The organism is Mesorhizobium oxytropidicola, from assembly GCF_056174625.1.
Genome location: NZ_CM149692.1, coordinates 1,615,638 through 1,631,260, shown reverse-complemented (window position 1 = coordinate 1,631,260; position 15,623 = coordinate 1,615,638). Strand labels below are relative to the sequence as shown.

Annotated in this window: 13 protein-coding genes and 1 pseudogene; 3 read left to right on the top strand and 11 right to left on the bottom strand. The window is 63.0% G+C overall.

The genetic code is table 11. The features are described from left to right. The first annotated feature begins 163 nt into the window (after window positions 1-163). Complete coding sequence (locus tag AC0V8S_RS08195) at window positions 164-1,411, top strand: ROK family protein (RefSeq protein ID WP_475437386.1); 1,248 nt, start codon at window positions 164-166, stop codon at window positions 1,409-1,411. Window positions 1,412-1,565: 154 nt separating this feature from the next. On the opposite strand, the gene phoB is transcribed toward AC0V8S_RS08195, so the two are convergent. From phoB to AC0V8S_RS08160, 7 genes and pseudogenes are all read right to left on the bottom strand, one after another. Further along, complete coding sequence (gene phoB, locus AC0V8S_RS08190; RefSeq protein ID WP_010911896.1) at window positions 1,566-2,255, bottom strand: phosphate regulon transcriptional regulator PhoB; 690 nt, start codon at window positions 2,253-2,255, stop codon at window positions 1,566-1,568. A 19-nt stretch (window positions 2,256-2,274) separates the two neighbouring features. Beyond that, the gene (gene phoU / locus AC0V8S_RS08185) at window positions 2,275-2,982 is read right to left on the bottom strand and encodes a phosphate signaling complex protein PhoU (protein ID WP_010911897.1); all 708 of its coding nucleotides are present in this window, start codon (window positions 2,980-2,982) and stop codon (window positions 2,275-2,277) included. A 25-nt stretch (window positions 2,983-3,007) separates the two neighbouring features. Next, window positions 3,008-3,811 (bottom strand): phosphate ABC transporter ATP-binding protein PstB, encoded by an 804-nt coding sequence (gene pstB, locus AC0V8S_RS08180; RefSeq protein ID WP_027053973.1) that lies wholly within the window; start codon window positions 3,809-3,811, stop codon window positions 3,008-3,010. Continuing rightward, entirely contained in the window at window positions 3,808-4,659 is an 852-nt protein-coding gene (gene pstA / locus AC0V8S_RS08175; protein WP_475437385.1) for a phosphate ABC transporter permease PstA, read from the bottom strand. Before pstA ends, pstB begins: the two co-directional genes overlap by 4 nt. A gap of 3 nt (window positions 4,660-4,662) precedes the next feature. Next, window positions 4,663-5,646 (bottom strand): phosphate ABC transporter permease subunit PstC, encoded by a 984-nt coding sequence (gene pstC / locus AC0V8S_RS08170; RefSeq protein WP_475437384.1) that lies wholly within the window; start codon window positions 5,644-5,646, stop codon window positions 4,663-4,665. 68 nt (window positions 5,647-5,714) lie between these two features. Continuing rightward, window positions 5,715-6,770 (bottom strand): phosphate ABC transporter substrate-binding protein PstS, encoded by a 1,056-nt coding sequence (gene pstS / locus AC0V8S_RS08165; protein WP_475437383.1) that lies wholly within the window; start codon window positions 6,768-6,770, stop codon window positions 5,715-5,717. A gap of 535 nt (window positions 6,771-7,305) precedes the next feature. Beyond that, window positions 7,306-11,467: pseudogene (locus AC0V8S_RS08160) on the bottom strand (PAS domain-containing protein). 216 nt (window positions 11,468-11,683) lie between these two features. On the opposite strand from AC0V8S_RS08160, the gene AC0V8S_RS08155 reads away from it, so the two are divergent. Beyond that, complete coding sequence (locus AC0V8S_RS08155; RefSeq protein WP_475438589.1) at window positions 11,684-12,013, top strand: hypothetical protein; 330 nt, start codon at window positions 11,684-11,686, stop codon at window positions 12,011-12,013. Between the two features lie 46 nt (window positions 12,014-12,059). On the opposite strand, the gene AC0V8S_RS08150 is transcribed toward AC0V8S_RS08155, so the two are convergent. Both AC0V8S_RS08150 and AC0V8S_RS08145 read right to left on the bottom strand, forming a co-directional pair. After that, window positions 12,060-12,296 (bottom strand): hypothetical protein, encoded by a 237-nt coding sequence (locus AC0V8S_RS08150; protein ID WP_095201295.1) that lies wholly within the window; start codon window positions 12,294-12,296, stop codon window positions 12,060-12,062. Window positions 12,297-12,424: 128 nt separating this feature from the next. Continuing rightward, a complete protein-coding gene (locus AC0V8S_RS08145; protein WP_475437382.1) occupies window positions 12,425-12,823 on the bottom strand; it encodes a DUF2865 domain-containing protein in 399 nt (132 codons plus the stop codon). Window positions 12,824-13,655: 832 nt separating this feature from the next. Here AC0V8S_RS08145 and AC0V8S_RS08140 point away from each other — a divergent pair. Beyond that, window positions 13,656-13,871 (top strand): hypothetical protein, encoded by a 216-nt coding sequence (locus tag AC0V8S_RS08140; protein WP_140772725.1) that lies wholly within the window; start codon window positions 13,656-13,658, stop codon window positions 13,869-13,871. A 140-nt stretch (window positions 13,872-14,011) separates the two neighbouring features. On the opposite strand, the gene AC0V8S_RS08135 is transcribed toward AC0V8S_RS08140, so the two are convergent. Both AC0V8S_RS08135 and AC0V8S_RS08130 read right to left on the bottom strand, forming a co-directional pair. Continuing rightward, a complete protein-coding gene (locus tag AC0V8S_RS08135) occupies window positions 14,012-14,383 on the bottom strand; it encodes a hypothetical protein (protein ID WP_475437381.1) in 372 nt (123 codons plus the stop codon). Window positions 14,384-14,754: 371 nt separating this feature from the next. Continuing rightward, window positions 14,755-15,606 (bottom strand): glutathione S-transferase family protein, encoded by an 852-nt coding sequence (locus AC0V8S_RS08130; protein WP_475437380.1) that lies wholly within the window; start codon window positions 15,604-15,606, stop codon window positions 14,755-14,757. Window positions 15,607-15,623: the final 17 nt, after the last annotated feature.

Sequence of the window (15,623 nt, the reverse complement as noted above, 5' to 3'; positions counted from 1 at the left end):
TGTCAACAACGATTCTGATGGATTTTGATGTCCCTGCGAATTTTTTTCGAGCCTCGGAATAAATAAATGACAGGACGGGCCGCTTCTGCCAGTATTTGACCGTGTCGCACGCGGCGTTTGAGGGGCCGGAGGAACCGCGGCGACCGGGAGGATGTGGGAAAACATGTCGGTCGGAATCCGTCACGACGATCTGCGCCGGCGCAACCGCGCCATGGTGATTGCGGCCGTGCGCCGGGCCGGCCGGCCCTCGCGCACCGAGATCGCCGCGACCACCGGCCTCAGCCATTCGACCATATCGGCGATTTCCTCCGATCTGATCGGTGAAGGCATCCTGGCCGAAGGCAAGCCGAGCGAGGCCGGCTCGCTGAAGCGCGGCAGGCCGCAGGTCGGCCTCGGCCTCAACCCGGAGGCCGCGGCCGTCATGACCGTGGTGCTGTCGCTGAATTTCCTGTCCGTCGCGGTCATCGACTATGCCGGCCAGGTGATATCGGAGGAACAGCGCCGGCTGGACACGCTGACCATGTCGCGCGAGGCGCTGATCGGCGAATGCGTCGCCATCGTGCGGCGCCGCCTCGATGATCCCGATATCGACGTGCGCAGCGTCGCCCGCATCGCACTGGCAATCCAGGGCATCACCGACACCGAGGCCCGGGCGATGCTGTGGTCGCCGATCACGCCACAGACCGACATCGCCTTCGCCGATATACTCGAAGCCGAGTTCGGCATCCCCGCCACCATGGAAAACGACTGCAACATGATGGCGGTGGCGCTGCGCTGGCGCGATCCCGAGCGTTACCGCGACGACTTCATCGCCATCCTGCTTTCGCACGGCATCGGCATGGGGCTGGTGTTGAAGGGCGAGCTGTTCACCGGCACCCATTCCTCGGGCGGCGAGTTCGGCCACATGATCCATCGGCCAGGCGGCGCGCTCTGCCGCTGCGGGCGGCGCGGCTGCGTCGAGGCCTATGCCGGCAACTACGCCATCTGGCGCAATGCCCGGCAGCTCGGTGAGGACACCGAGCCGGTCGCAGATGTCAGCGACGCCCAGATGCGGGCACTGGCCGCGACGGCGCGGGAACGGGACGGGCCCGAGCGCGAAGCCTATCGTAAAGCCGGCGAGGCGCTCGGCTATGGCCTCGGCAGCCTGTTCGCGCTGATCGATCCCGCACCCGTCGCCATGGTCGGCGTCAGCGCCGCCGCCTTCGACCTGATCGAGCCGGCATTGCGCGAGGCGATCGCCCAGACCGCTGGCGGCCAGCACTCGAAATCGATTTCCTTCGACACCGAACCGAACGAACTGCCGCTGATCCGCGAAGGCTGCGCCATGCGCGCACTGACCTTCGTCGACCAGGAGATTTTCGCGCCGGGCGGGCAGGGTAAGTCAGGCGTTGCCGGCAAGAACGTTGCCTGAGTAACGCGCAGGGATATGTTGAGATTCAGGTCAGGCCGAGTCGAGAATGGCGGGTTCCGAGAACCGGAACGGAGCGGACATTTGGGTCCGTGAGTACCGGAAGCGCGGGAAACCGCCATTCGCAGGCCGGCATCACCTGAATATCAGCATATCCCTAATCCTCGCGGATCGCGTAGCCCGCCCCCCGAATGGTCCTGATAACATCGGGCATGCGGCCATTGTTGACCGCCTTGCGCAGCCGGCCGACATGCACGTCCACGGTGCGCTCGTCGATGTAGATCGTCTCGCCCCAGACATTGTCGAGCAACTGGCTGCGCGAGAACACGCGACCGGGATGGCGCATCATGAATTCGAGGAGGCGGAACTCGGTCGGCCCGAGCCGGATCTCGCTCTTCTTGCGATAGACCCGGTGCGATTCGCGGTCGAGCACGATGTCGCCGACCTTGAGCACGCTGGACAGAACTTCCGGCTTGGCGCGGCGCAGCAGCGCCTTGACGCGAGCCATGAATTCCGGCGTCGAGAACGGCTTGACCAGATAGTCGTCGGCGCCGGTCGAAAGGCCGCGCACACGGTCGCTTTCCTCGCCGCGCGCGGTCAGCATGATGATCGGCAGCCGCTCGGTCTCGGGCCGCATCCGCAGGCGCCGGCAGAGTTCGATGCCGGACACCGCCGGCACCATCCAGTCGAGCACCAGAAGGTCGGGCACGTTTTCCTGCAGGCGGATTTCGGCTTCGTCGCCGCGTGTCACCACCTCGACCTGGTAACCCTCCGATTCCAGATTGTAGCGGAGGAGCACGCCAAGCGGCTCCTCATCCTCCACCACCATGATGCGTGGTGCGATCATCGATTGGTTACCCCTGCGCTCAGGCCGCCGGCGCCGACATCGCCGTCTCGTCCTGTTTTGGACGGTTGGCGGGCAGTTGCGTGCCGGTCAGGACATAGTACGCGTTTTCGGCGATGTTGGTCACATGGTCGCCGATGCGTTCGAGATTCTTGGCGCAGAACAGCAGATGCGTGCAAGCCGTGATGTTGCGCGGATCCTCCATCATATAGGTCAGCAGTTCGCGGAAGACGGAGGTGTATTTGACGTCGATGCGCTCGTCGTCGGCGCGCAGCTTCGCCAGCGCGGCGGCATCGCGCGCCGCATACTCTTCGATCACGCCCTGCACCTGGATCAACACCAGCTGCGCCATGGCGTCGATGGAGTGCGAAAGATCGCGCGGCGTGGCGCTGAGCCCGACGGTGCCGACGCGCTTGGCGATGTTCTTGGCAAGATCGCCGATGCGTTCGAGGTCGCCGGCCATGCGGATCGAGCCGACGACATGACGCAGATCGTCGGCCATAGGCTGGCGCTTGGCGATCAGTGTGATGGCGCGGTCGTCGAGCTCGCGCTGGCGCGCATCCATGATGGCGTCGTCGGAGACCACGCGCTGTGCCAGAGCATTGTCGGAATTCAGCAGTGCCTTGGTGGCACCGCCGACCATCGAGCCGGCGAGATCGCCCATGTCGCTGATCAGCCTGCTGATCTGTCCGAGATCCTCGTCGAAGGCTGCGACTGTATGTTCGGCCATGATCCTGGTCCTCGTATGCGTGCGATCAGCCGAAGCGGCCGGTGATGTAGTCTTGCGTGCGCTTCTCGCGAGGCGACGTGAAGATCTTCTCGGTTTTGTCGAACTCGACCAGTTCGCCCAGATACATGAAGGCGGTCTGCTTCGACACGCGCGCCGCCTGCTGCATATTGTGGGTGACGATGACGATCGTGTAGTCGGCTTGCAATTCGTCGATCAGCTCCTCGATCTTGGCGGTCGACAGCGGGTCGAGCGCCGAGGCCGGCTCGTCGAGCAGGATGACTTCCGGCTTCACCGCCACGGTGCGGGCGATGCACAGCCGCTGCTGCTGGCCGCCCGACAGGCTGAGGCCGCTGGCATTGAGCTTGTCCTTGACCTCGGTCCAGAGTGCCGCGCGCTTCAGCGCCTGCTCGACACGGCCGTCCATCTCGGCCTTGCTGATCTTCTCATAGAGCCTGACGCCGAAAGCGATGTTCTCGTAGATCGACATCGGGAACGGCGTCGGCTTCTGGAACACCATGCCGATCTTGGTGCGCAGCAGGTTGAGGTCCTGCGAGCGGTCGAGAACGTTCTGGCCGTCGAGCAGCACCTGGCCCTCGGCGGTCTGCTTGGGATAGAGCTCGTAGATGCGGTTGAAGACGCGCAGCAGCGTCGACTTCCCGCAGCCCGAAGGGCCGATGAAGGCGGTGACGCTGCGTTCGGGCAGCGACAGCGTGATATCCTTCAGGGCCTTCGACTGGCCATAGTAGAAGTTGAGGTTCTTGACCTCGATCTTGGCCTTGGCCACCGCCTCGGCGGCGATCGTCATGTCTGGAGACAACATCTGGCTCATTTGTCCTCTCTGCGTCCGGTCAGGCTGCGCGCAAAGATGCTGAGCGCGAGAACCGTCAATGTGATGATGAGTGCGCCGGTCCAGGCCAGCTGCTGCCATTCCTCGTAAGGGCTGAGAGCGAACTGGAAGATGGTGACAGGCAGGCTGGCCATCGGCGCGTTGAGATTGCTCGACCAGAACTGGTTGTTCAGCGCCGTGAAAAGAAGCGGCGCCGTCTCGCCGGAGATGCGGGCGATGGCCAGCAATATGCCGGTGACGATGCCGGAAAGTGCGGCGCGGTAGGCAACCGAGCGGATCACCACCCAGCGCGGCGCGCCGATCGCGGTGCCGGCTTCGCGCAAGGCGTTTGGCACCAGATTGAGCATGTCTTCAGTGGTGCGCACCACGACCGGGATGACCAGGATGGCAAGTGCGACGGCGCCGGCGATTGCTGAGAAATGCCCCATCGGCCGCACCATCAGCTCATAGACGAACAGGCCGATGATGATCGACGGAGCCGACAAAAGGATGTCGTTGATGAAGCGCACCACGGTGGTGAGCTTCGAGAAGCGGCCGTACTCGGCCATGTAGGTGCCGGCCAACACGCCGATCGGCGTGCCGACGATGATGCCGATGATGGTCATCACGATGCTGCCGTAGATGGCGTTGAGCAGGCCGCCGGCATCGCCGGGCGGTGGCGTCATTTCCGTGAAGACCGACAGTGAGACGCCGGACAGGCCCTTGTAGAGCAGGGCGCCAAGGATCAGCGCCAGCCAGGCAAGGCCGATGCCGGCGGCAACGACGCACAGCGTCATCATCACGCCATTCTTGCGCTTGCGGCTCTGGTGAAGCGATGCGGCTGTCGACATCGGTCAGGCTCCGGTGCGGGCGTCAATGCGCATCAGCATGTAGCGGGCGATGGCAAGGATCAGGAAGGTGATGACGAACAGGATCAGGCCGAGCGCCACCAGCGAGGAGGTGTAGAGATCGCCGACCGCTTCGGTGAATTCGTTGGCGATGGTCGCCGAGATGGTCGTTGCCGGCGCAAACAGCGACGTCGAGATGCGGTGCGCGTTGCCGATGACGAAGGTCACCGCCATCGTTTCGCCGAGCGCACGGCCGAGAGCGAGCATGACGCCGCCCATGATGCCGATGCGCGTGTAAGGAATGACGACCCGGCGCGTGACTTCCCAGGTCGTGCAGCCGATGCCATAGGCCGATTCCTTGAGCACCGATGGCACCGTATCAAAGACGTCCTTGGTGATCGAGGTGATGAAAGGCAGGATCATGATGGCCAGGATCATCGCCGAGGTCAGCAGGCCGATGCCGTAAGGGGGACCGGCGAACAGGCCGTTGAGGCCCGGAACGCCGTGGAACACGCTGATGATGAAAGGCTGCACCGTCGTCTGCAGGAACGGCGCCAGCACGAACAGGCCCCAGATGCCGTAGATGATCGAAGGGATGCCGGCCAGCAGTTCCACCGCCATGCCGATCGGACCTCGAAGCGGGCGCGGGCAAAGCTCGGTGAGGAAGATGGCGATGCCGATACCGAGCGGCACGGCGATCAGGATGGCTATGGCCGAGGTGATGATGGTGCCGTAGATCGGCGCCAGGGCACCGAACTTCTCCGTCACCGGGTTCCAGCTTTCGCTGGTCAGGAAGGAGAAGCCGAAGGTCGACAGTGCTTGCCAGGAACCGGCTACCAGAGAGATCGCAACGCCACCGAGCAGGACCAGCACCAATATGGCGGCGGCGCGGGTCATTCCATGGAAGATCGAATCGGTCAGCGCGAACCGTCGAACGGTGGCGTCGCGCGAACCTCTAACGGCTGGCAAGGCTTCCTGGACAGCGCTCATGTCAAGCTCGGCTCTTTCAAGTTGATGAGAAAAGGAGCGCCGCGAACGCGGCGCTCCTTCAGACGATATTACTCGCCGGCGTAGACGGGCTTGCCGCCGGCCTGGATGTCGGCCTTCCACGAAGCCTTGATCAGGTCGACGACGCTGTCGGGGATCGACACGTAGTCGAGCGCCTTGGCGGTTTCCTTGCCGTCCTTGTAGGCCCAGGCGAAGAACTTGAGCGCTTCGCCGGTGGCAGCGGCATCATCCGGAGCCGTGTGGATCAGCACCCAGGTGGAGGCAGCGATCGGCCAGGTGGTGTCGCCGGGCTCGTTGGTGATGATGACGTTGAAGTTCTTGGCAGTCTTGAAGTCGGCATTCGAAGCGGCAGCGCCGAAGGATTCGAGCGACGGCTCGACGACCTTGCCGGCTGCATTCAGCATCTTGGAGTAGGACAGGTTGTTCTGCTTGGCATAGGCGTATTCGACGTAGCCGATGCCGCCGTCCGTCTGCTTGACGGTGTTGGCAACGCCTTCGCTGCCCTTGGCGCCGACGCCCGTCGGCCATTCGACGGCGGTGTCCGAACCAACCTTGTCCTTCCAGTCGGGCGAGAGCTTCACCAGATAGTTGGTGAAGTTGAAGGTGGTGCCCGAGCCGTCCGAACGGTGGACCACGGCGATCGCGGTCGACGGCAGCTTGAGGCTGGGGTTCAGCGCCTTGATCGCGGCGTCGTCCCAGGTGGTGATGGCGCCGAGATAGATCTGGGCGAGGGTCTTGCCGTCGAGGACGAGTTCGCCCGGCTTGACGCCAGTGAGGTTGACGATCGGCACGATGCCGCCCATCACCATCGGGAACTGCACGAGGCCGTTCTTTTCCAGATCGGCATCGGACATCGGCTTGTCGGTGGCGCCGAAGGTCACGGTCTTGGCGATGACCTGCTTGATGCCGCCGCCGGAGCCGATCGACTGGTAGTTGAGGCCGACGCCGGTATCCTTCTTGTAGGTATCAGCCCACTTGGCGAACACCGGATAGATGAAGGTCGAGCCGGCGCCGGAAAGGTCAGCTGCGATGGCTGCGGAAAGGGTGAAGGTAGACGCTGTAGCCATTGCAATCGCAACGGCCGCCGAGCGGATGAAATGTCTCATGTGGCCTGCTCCTGTTCGGAAGATGGTCTCTCGGCGCCATTCAAAACCGGCGCCCGCTGAGGCCAATAGACTTCGATTATTACAGTCGCATGACAGTTTCATGTCAGCCCGGTAACGCGTCGCTGGCACTCGAAAAGACGGTGACGGCAGATGGTCGTGGCCAGGTCCAGGTTTGCCCCCGAAATCAGGGACTTGAGCCATCCGCCGGCTGCGGCCACCGCCGGATTCGGCGGGGCTTTCCCAGGTGAAGAAAATCCGGACGGGAGTGCGTTGCTCAAGGCCAGAGCGTGTCGTGGCCGGGCCATCGCCAAAAACAGGTCCGTTGGGGTAGGTTGACGCTGTCTCTTTCCGGCGGTCGCTGCTCCCGCCCGTAACTGCAAAAGGCGGAATTCGATTTTGCTATTGTTCCGACTCGGCGCCGCCTTTGGTATGGTGCGATCGCACCATAGGCATTGCACGTAGGGGTAGCAGCAAATCCGCGATTGATTCCCTCGGCTTGCCTCTTCAGATCCTTGGAACCGGGCGACGCGCGCTGCTATCCCGCGCTGCGCTGGACCTGGCGGCTGGCGCCGAGCCAGCGCTCGACTTCTCCAGCAGGGCCCTGGGGCTGATCGGCTTGGGCAGATAATCGTCCATGCCCGCCTCAAGGCAGCGTTCGCGATCGCCCTTGAGCGCATGCGCGGTGACGCCGACAATCGGCACATGCGTGCCGGTTTCCTGCTCCAGTTGGCGGATCGCGGCGGTCGCCTCGAGCCCGCTCATCTCCGGCATCGAGACATCCATCAGGATCATGCACGGATTGAGCTTGCCGAAGGCGTCGAGCGCCTTGCGGCCATTGCCGACGATCTCGAAGCCGTAACCGGTCTCGCCAAGAATCTGGGTGAAGACCATCTGGTTCACCTCATTGTCCTCGGCCACGAGGATATCCAGCCTGTGTCCGCCATCGCCGGTGGCAGGCAGCCTCGGACGAACCGGCGGCGGCTGCAATTGCGCGCGTTGTTCGGACAGCGCCAGTGGCGGCCGCTGGGGAGCATCAAGTCTCTCGGTTGCAAGCTGGACCGGGATGTCCGTGGTGTGGCGATGGCGCTGGATGGTCGCGACCAGCGTCTCCAGGAGCACGGAGGAGCGCGCCGGCTTGATCAGCTGGGCGTCGATGCCGAGATCGCGGTAACTGGTGTTGGCGAGCGACTGGTCGACCGAGGTCAGCATGATGATCGGCGTCTCGGCAAGGCCTTCGGTGTTGCGCACGATGCGCGCCATTTCGGCACCGCTCATCTCTGGCATCTGGTAGTCGAGCACGACGCAATCGACAGGCACGCCATAGGCGGCGGCCGCGATCAGCACCTTGAGACCCTCGGCGCCGCTTTCGGCCGCGCAGGAATCGAACGTCCACGAAGTCATCTGCTCGGTCAGGATGGCTCGGTTGACGGCATTGTCGTCGACGATCAGCACGCGTGCGCCGGTCACGTCCACCGGCATGATGCGCTGCCCGTTCTGCTGTCCGGCCCTGGGCAACGTTACCGTGAACCAGAAGGTCGAGCCCTTGCCCTCGGCGCTCTCGACGCCGATCTCGCCGCCCATCAGTTCGACCAGCCGTGAGGTGATGGCAAGACCTAGCCCGGTGCCCTCGTGCCGCCTGGTCGAGGAGGTGTCGACCTGGCTGAATTTCTCGAACACCAGTTTCAGTTTTTCCTCGGGGATGCCGATTCCGGTGTCGGTGACCGAGATCGTCAGCCTGGTTCCGGTTGGGACCCTCTCGCCGGTCACATCGACCAGCACATGGCCTTCATCGGTGAATTTCACCGCATTGCCGAGCAGGTTGGTGACGATCTGGCGGATGCGGCCGACATCGCCGATGAACAGGCTTTCGAGCCTCGGCTCGACGCGCACGATGAGCTCGAGGTCCTTTTCCTTGGCCCGTGTCGACACCAGCGTCGCCACGTCCTCGATCGCCTCGGCAAGGTTGAAGGGCGCCGGATCGAGCACCATCTGGCCGGCATCGATCTTGGAGAAATCCAGGATGTCGTTGATGATGGTCAACAGCGCGTTGCCCGACTTGACGATGATGTCGGTGAACGTCTTCTGCTTCGGATCGAGATTGGATTTGGCCAGGAGTTCCGCCATGCCCAGCACACCATTCATCGGCGTGCGGATCTCATGGCTCATATTGGCAAGGAATTCCGACTTGGCGCGGTCGGCGAGCACGGCGCGCTGGCGCGCCTCGCTGAGCTCCGCCTCGCGCATCTTCAGTTCCGTGATGTCGGTGGTCGATCCGATCAGGTAGAGCGAACCGTCCGACGCGATCATCGCGCCCTTGCGCGCGAACTGACGCTGCCATCGGGGAGTGTCACACTCTCCTCGATCTCCTGGGTATCGCCGGTGCGCAGCACCGCCAGATCGCCGGCCACGAAAGCCTCGCCATCCGGCCCGAAGATCTCGATGTCTGTCTTGCCGATCGCATCTTCCCTGCCGAGACCGGTCAGGTCGCACCAGCCCTTGTTGACATAGAACTGCCGGAGATCGGAGCGCTTGGCGTAGATCGACACCGGTACATTATCGATCAGGCTGCGGAACACCTCGTTCTCGCGCATGCTCTCTTCCAGAGCCCGCTCGCGCGCCTTGACGTCGGTGATGTCGGTGCTGGAGCCGACCAGATGCACCGATCCGTCAATGGCCACCAGGCGGCTCTTGCGCGTCATCAATTGCCGCACCGTGCCGTCGCGGTGGGTGACGGGCTCCTCGACCTCGCGCACGGCGCCGGTCGCCACGACATCGGTGTCGTCATGGCTGTAGCCTTCAGCGTCCTCGGCGCCGAACAGCTGGCGATCGGTCCGGCCGATGACGTCTTCCTTGGCGAGGCCGGTAATCGCGCACCAGGCCTTGTTGACGAATTCGATGCTCAGGTCCTGCGCCTTGATGAAGGCGGCCACCGGCAACTCGTCCATAACGTGCCGGAAGAGATCGATCTGGCGCATCGAGTCGCGCAGCGCCGCCTCGCGGCTCTTGATGTCGGTGATGTCGACACGCACGCCGATGAACGTGCCGTCATCGGTGCGCATGTCGTAGACCTGGTACCAGCGTCCATCGGCATTGAGCCGCTCGTAGGAAGAATTTGGCAGGTGGTAGCGCGCCAGCATGCTGTCGAGCCAGCGTTCGGAATCGGCCTCGTACAGCGTGTCGATGCCGGCATCGCCGCTCGAGCGGAAATAGCCGACCGAATGGCCGAACTCCAGCGCCTCGCGGAAGCTGCGGCCAGGCTGCCAGAAGGGTTTCAGCGCGGGCAGCGAGTCCTGCAGCTTGCGGTTGGCGAAGACGAACTTGTCGTCGCGGTCGTAGATGATGACGCCGGCCGGCAGCGATTCCAGCACGCTGGCAAGATGCCTGCGCGCATCCTGTGCCTCGGTCTCGCGGCCCTTCATGTCGGTGACGTCGACATAGGAGATGAGCCGCTTGCCGCCGGGCAGCGGCGCCAGCGATGCGACAAGCGTGCGCCCGTCATTGTGCGGCAATTGCCTGGAGCCGGCGACGCCAGCCCTGATTTCGGCTTCGCGCTCGGCCGTGTGACGTTGCCAGGCAATTTCATCGGCGCCGTAAGGGTCGATGCCGCGGCTGGCTTCCATCAGCTCGCGGAAGGCCGAGCCGATGCCGGCGCGGCCGGGATCGATCCTCCAGAAGTCATAGAAGGCGCGATTGATGACTTCGGCACGCATATCGGCATCGAGGACGAGAACGCCGATCGGCATCTCATCGACCATGGTGCGCAGATTGACGAAGGTCTCGGCGATTTTGGCGTTGGCGCTCTCGATCTCGGCATCGCGACGCTTGAGTTCGGTGACCTCGTAGTAGGTCAAGAGCCGCTTGCCGCCGGACAGCGCCGTCACCGAGAACATCATCGTCCTGCCGTCGGCATGGACAAATTCGCGTGGCGCGACGGAGCCGGCGCGAATCTCCTCGATACGGGTGGCGAGGTAGCGCTGCCACGGCTGTTCGTCGATGTCGCCATAGATGCCATTGCGGCGGTTGAGTTCCATCAGCCGGCTGAACGGAGCGCCGACGGTCACGGCATCGTCCGGAATCCTCGACAGGTCGCGATAGGCCTTGTTGACGATCAGCGTGTCGAGCTTGGCATCAAGAAGCACGACGCCCATGTGCATGGCGTCCATCGTCCGTTCCAGATCGGCAAGATGCCGGTCGGGTTCGCTGCCCGACAACGGGTTCTGCTCCACGGTCTCGAAGGCGCTGGCCAGCGCCGTGACATTGCGGCCTATGCCGCGATAGCCGGCAAATTCTCCTTCGCTGTCAAACCGTGGGAAGCCTGACGTCAGCACCCAGCGGCAGTCGGTGCCGCCGCCCTTCAGTTCGTAGACGAAGTCGCGGAACGGCCGGCGCGCCTGCAGATCCTCCAGATGCGCAGCCGCGCTGTGGTTGCCCTTCAGGACCTGGTTGAGGAAATCGAAGCGGAACCGGCCAAGCACATCGGCCGGATCGATGCCGGTGGCCGCCTGGTAGGTGGGGGAAAGCCAGGAGAACCGCAGTTCGGCGTCGGTCTCCCAAACCCAGTCCGAGCCTGCCTCGACCAGTTGGCGAAGCGCATCGGTCGAATCCATGTCCGCGCGCGGTGGCGCATCGCGGCGATGTACCGCCTTGCCGGGCTCACGCTTGCCGCGCGCGCCGATTGTTTCGTCCGCTTCCGCCATGCTGTCCCCACCCCGAAAATCAAGGCCGAACCCTCCCTCCGCGGTTCGTCGGCGGAATGTGCCCGAGAAGCATTAACGATCCGCTAACCTTAACGGCGCAACCAGCGCGTTCCTCCTGCGTTATTCAGTCCGGTTGTCGGGCGTACCAAGGCCGCGTTATAAGCCCGTGCAGGGGTGTTGCTAATGTATGGACGGATAGGGCCTTTCTTGCTGGGCGTGGTGCTGCTTTTCGGCAGTGGCTGTTCGCGCAGCTATGACGGCACGGTGATCATCCCGCGGCCGCTCGACGCCAGGCGCTTCTGGGACCGGCCGCCGCCCAATATCGACTACGCACCGCAGGCCGACAACGGCGCCTTTCCGGTGCCGCCACAGCCGCCACCCGGACGACTTTCTGATCGCAGGGTTTTGAAGCCTGCCGTGCATAGACGGCACCAGACGCGATTTTCGCCGCCGCCTCCCCCGCCCTCGGACTCGGATTCGCAAAAGCAATTGGCTTGCAGGAACGTGAGCGCGCCAGGCCAACGGGTTCGCATGGTCTGCGAATAGGAGCAATTCAGGGAAGCTGCCCGCCGGAGCCTCACAGCGGACAGGCCTATAGCGATGCCGCGCCCTTCTTCGGTTCCTTTGCGCCAAGCTTGTCGAGCGCAAGACGAACCTGGCGCAAATCGTCCTGCCAGCCGTCATCATCGCCCATGGAACTCTCCGACGCCGCCCGCTGCAGGCCGCGCGCCTCGGATTCGATCTCACGCAGTTCGGCGACCTTCTCGTCATTGGTCAGTGAGCCGTCTTCGACGATCTCCAGAACCCGCATTTCCCTGAACGTGGCCATGGCGTTTCTCCTGGCTGATGTCGATCACAACGCCGTGAGCGCCCCTCTGTTCCAGACGGTTCTATAGCCGGCTGCACCATGACAGCCTGCTGCAAGCTGTTATCCGATGGATGCGCAGAGAGGGGCGGTCATTCAGCCGGGAAGAAGGCCGGGCCGACCACGCGCACCGGCCGCTTGCTGGCCTCGATCGACTGCAGCTGAGCGACAGCCGCGGTCTCGGTGCCGGATTGCGGGATCGCCGCAACGTTGCCGAGGTCCGGCTTTGGCTGCGGCAGGGGAATGACGGCGTTGGTCATGTTTGTCGGCGTCACCGTCCTTGCCCGCAATTCGGCAACGCGCTGGTAGTAGCGCTTGACGTCGCAGGCCTTGAAACTGGCATCGTCGCGGTAGCGGAAAGCCGACGGCAGTTCGGTATAGGGTTTGCGCGTATCGAGCGCGACCATCTTTTCGGTTTCAAGACTGGCATCGCTGAGCGTGTAGAGATCGACGGCCGGATCATCGCAGATGTAACGGCACTGATCGGCCATATCCTTGACATCGTCGTTGCCGGCAAATTGCGACTTTGGCGCGGGAAGAAGTAGCCATCCGACAGGCGCACGCAAAACAGCATCGCATTGCCGGCATAGATTGCTCCGCCGGACTGGGTCTTCGGCGCCGGGCGCTCCTTCGCCCCGGACGTGCAGCCGAGCGCCGCGAACCGTGCCTGCAGGCCCGAAATGTCCCGGCCAGAATTGGATGCGGCGGCCATCTGGCGCAGCACCTCCGTGCGGTTTCTGGCAAGGTCGGCACAAGCGTTGAAGAAGCCGCCCGTGGCGCTTTGCGCCGTGCATCTGCGTTGCCTCTCCAGGCCCTGGATCGCCGCAAGCTGGCGGCGCAGTTGCGCCAGTTCGGGGCTCGCGCCCCCACCGCGGCCGCCAGAAAGCAACTGACCTCTGATGGCGCTGCAACTATCCGCGTAGGAAGACGCCGTGCCAAGCGCAGAGGCCGCCACCGTCACCAGTGCGATCATCATGAGAAACCAGAAACGGATCATCGGGGCGACGTTGTCCTTGTTGCTGACGGACTGGAATCGCGTTCTTTCGACTTGGATAATCTATAACTAAATGAGCTATACCTAATAATTGAAGAGTTACGACATGAAACAGACTTTCATCTAGTGTAATAGGATCGCTCCTGTAAATTCGATATTACATTTTTATTTCAAGATTGAGACGAACCGGAAAACAATGCGGCCAGTCCGGCGGCTGTCGAAATCGCTGGACCATGGGCCGCAGGGGCGAACGATCAATCCGGCGTTACCGGCACCTGACCTTGAAACCTTTGCCTGACTGCCGCGTTGATGGGCAGAGGAGAACGCAGATGTCGATCCACTTCACGGTATCGGAACTGACAAGAAACCTTTTTCATTCTCTCGGGCTGGATCACGAGCGCGCGCCACGACCGCTCAATCCCGAGCAAAATCTGTTGCTTGAGTGCTATTTGGCCGGACAGATTCCGGAATCGGCCTGGAGCGACTACGTGTTCGAGACACCTGATCTGGCACGGCATGCCGAGGTCCGGCGCCTGAGCCATTGAGCAATTGGTTCTGGAAAGCCAGCCTGGCGGAGGCGTGAGGCCTTACCAGGCAATCTGTCCGAAAGCTTTCCCTCGCCCATGGACATCAGGAATGTGTAGCCAAGTGCCGCCATTTCTCACTGAAAGGTCGGCGGCAACAGCTATTTCTTCGGAGAAACCAGTTGCAACGTGAAGACGTTGCCGCCGACGCCCTGCGCCAAAGCCGGTGAAAAAGTCAGGGGCGTGCAATTCTTGACGGCGGCAATGGCCGCGTCGATGAATGCCTTCCGCGCCTTGTCATCGCCGGCGACTTTGACGGCGGTCGGCCGTGGCGGACCGATCAGCGAGCCGTCGCGCTTGAAGCTGAAGCTCAGGGTTACGGTCGAATTCCCGGCGTCCGCCGGCGGCGTCCAGCACGCCTGGATCGCGTCCCCGACATCATCCATTGTGTTGAGCACTGCTGCCTGTGACGGGAGAAGCGTCCCAGCCAGCATTCCACCTGCCATCATCAGCATTGCCGCCACGCATTTCATCGCAAGCCCTCATCTCTCTCCAGGCCGGCATTCCGAGCCGAATCCGCTGAAAGCGATGTTAGAGCCAGCGTCGGCCATGACAATATCCCGATGTGAATAGTTGATGCTCTGGTGCAATTCCAGGAAAAGTGTGAGCGGTTTTCCGTCCGGAATTGCGTAAAAAACAAAGAGATAGAGCGGCTCGCCGTTTCGGTGAAACGGTGAACAGTTCTAGCGTTGCCTGGTCACCGTCGCGCGATGTCCCGACATGAGGCCGAAAAAGCAAAAAGGCCGGCACGGAGCCGACCTTTCCTTCCACCGATCATGCGCCAGTACATCCGTGGTCGCGCGGTGAATTCCTGCCAGTAGACAGGGCTTTGGTTAACAAAGTCTTAAGCTGAAGCCTTCGCCTGCGACCGCACATAGGCGATGTAGCCACGCACGTCGCCGGCCGGCTCGGCGTAGGCCTTGCCGAGCTTCTTCTCGATTGCCGCCATATACTCCTTCGCCCATTTGGGCAGCGCGTAGTCGATGACCGCCAGGAACTCGAGCGTCGCCGCCAGCCTTATGTCAGCGATCGACGGGTTCTTGCCGCCGATGAACGGCTTGCCGTCCCTGAAGAAGCTGTGGAAGACCTCCAGCGGCTCGGCGATCGCGGCCATCGCGGCCTTCTGTGCTTCCGACTTCTTGTCCGGATGGGCATCGCTGTGGCCGACCTCGCCGGCATATTGCGGGAACCCCAGCGCCGGGTAGGTGGCGCGCGCCACAAGGGGGTAGAGCGTGCCGATCAGGTAGAACATGGCGCTGTCGACCATCGCCCGCTTGGCCGGCGCCTTCGGATAGAATTTCTCCAGCCCGTGCTTGTTGGCGAGATACTGCATGATAGCGCAGCTTTCCCACAGCACGCCCCTGGGCAGCCCCTTGTCCTCGATCATCGGCGTCAGATGCGCCGGATTGCGCGCCATATATTCGGGCGAACGCGTGTGGCCCCAGGCGTCGGTCTCGGCGGCGTCGAACCCGGCCGCGCGGGCAAACACCCGCACCGTCATGTTGTTGACGCTCGGCTTCAGCATGCTGAGCTTCAGCGCCGGCTTTTTCGCCGACTTGGCCTTGGCGGCCTTCGGCGCCGACTTTTGAGCTGCCGGTTTTGCCGCTGCTTTCGCGCCCACTTTTGCCGCAGCGGCGGCTTTCGGCTTTGCCTGGGCACCGGATTTCCCAGCACTCTTGGTCACTGTCTTTGCCATTATTGTCCTCCCTCTGT

What these genes read in the sequence shown, in the direction of transcription:
- pstS (WP_475437383.1), bottom strand. Translation starts at nt 6,770, where the DNA reads ATGAGACATTTCATCCGCTCGGCGGCCGTTGCGATTGCAATGGCTACA.
- AC0V8S_RS08150 (WP_095201295.1), bottom strand. Translation starts at nt 12,296, where the DNA reads ATGGCCACGTTCAGGGAAATGCGGGTTCTGGAGATCGTCGAAGACGGC.
- AC0V8S_RS08195 (WP_475437386.1), top strand. Translation starts at nt 164, where the DNA reads ATGTCGGTCGGAATCCGTCACGACGATCTGCGCCGGCGCAACCGCGCC.
- AC0V8S_RS08145 (WP_475437382.1), bottom strand. Translation starts at nt 12,823, where the DNA reads ATGGCCGATCAGTGCCGTTACATCTGCGATGATCCGGCCGTCGATCTC.
- phoU (WP_010911897.1), bottom strand. Translation starts at nt 2,982, where the DNA reads ATGGCCGAACATACAGTCGCAGCCTTCGACGAGGATCTCGGACAGATC.
- pstB (WP_027053973.1), bottom strand. Translation starts at nt 3,811, where the DNA reads ATGAGCCAGATGTTGTCTCCAGACATGACGATCGCCGCCGAGGCGGTG.
- AC0V8S_RS08135 (WP_475437381.1), bottom strand. Translation starts at nt 14,383, where the DNA reads ATGAAATGCGTGGCGGCAATGCTGATGATGGCAGGTGGAATGCTGGCT.
- pstA (WP_475437385.1), bottom strand. Translation starts at nt 4,659, where the DNA reads ATGTCGACAGCCGCATCGCTTCACCAGAGCCGCAAGCGCAAGAATGGC.
- AC0V8S_RS08130 (WP_475437380.1), bottom strand. Translation starts at nt 15,606, where the DNA reads ATGGCAAAGACAGTGACCAAGAGTGCTGGGAAATCCGGTGCCCAGGCA.
- phoB (WP_010911896.1), bottom strand. Translation starts at nt 2,255, where the DNA reads ATGATCGCACCACGCATCATGGTGGTGGAGGATGAGGAGCCGCTTGGC.
- pstC (WP_475437384.1), bottom strand. Translation starts at nt 5,646, where the DNA reads ATGAGCGCTGTCCAGGAAGCCTTGCCAGCCGTTAGAGGTTCGCGCGAC.
- AC0V8S_RS08140 (WP_140772725.1), top strand. Translation starts at nt 13,656, where the DNA reads ATGTCGATCCACTTCACGGTATCGGAACTGACAAGAAACCTTTTTCAT.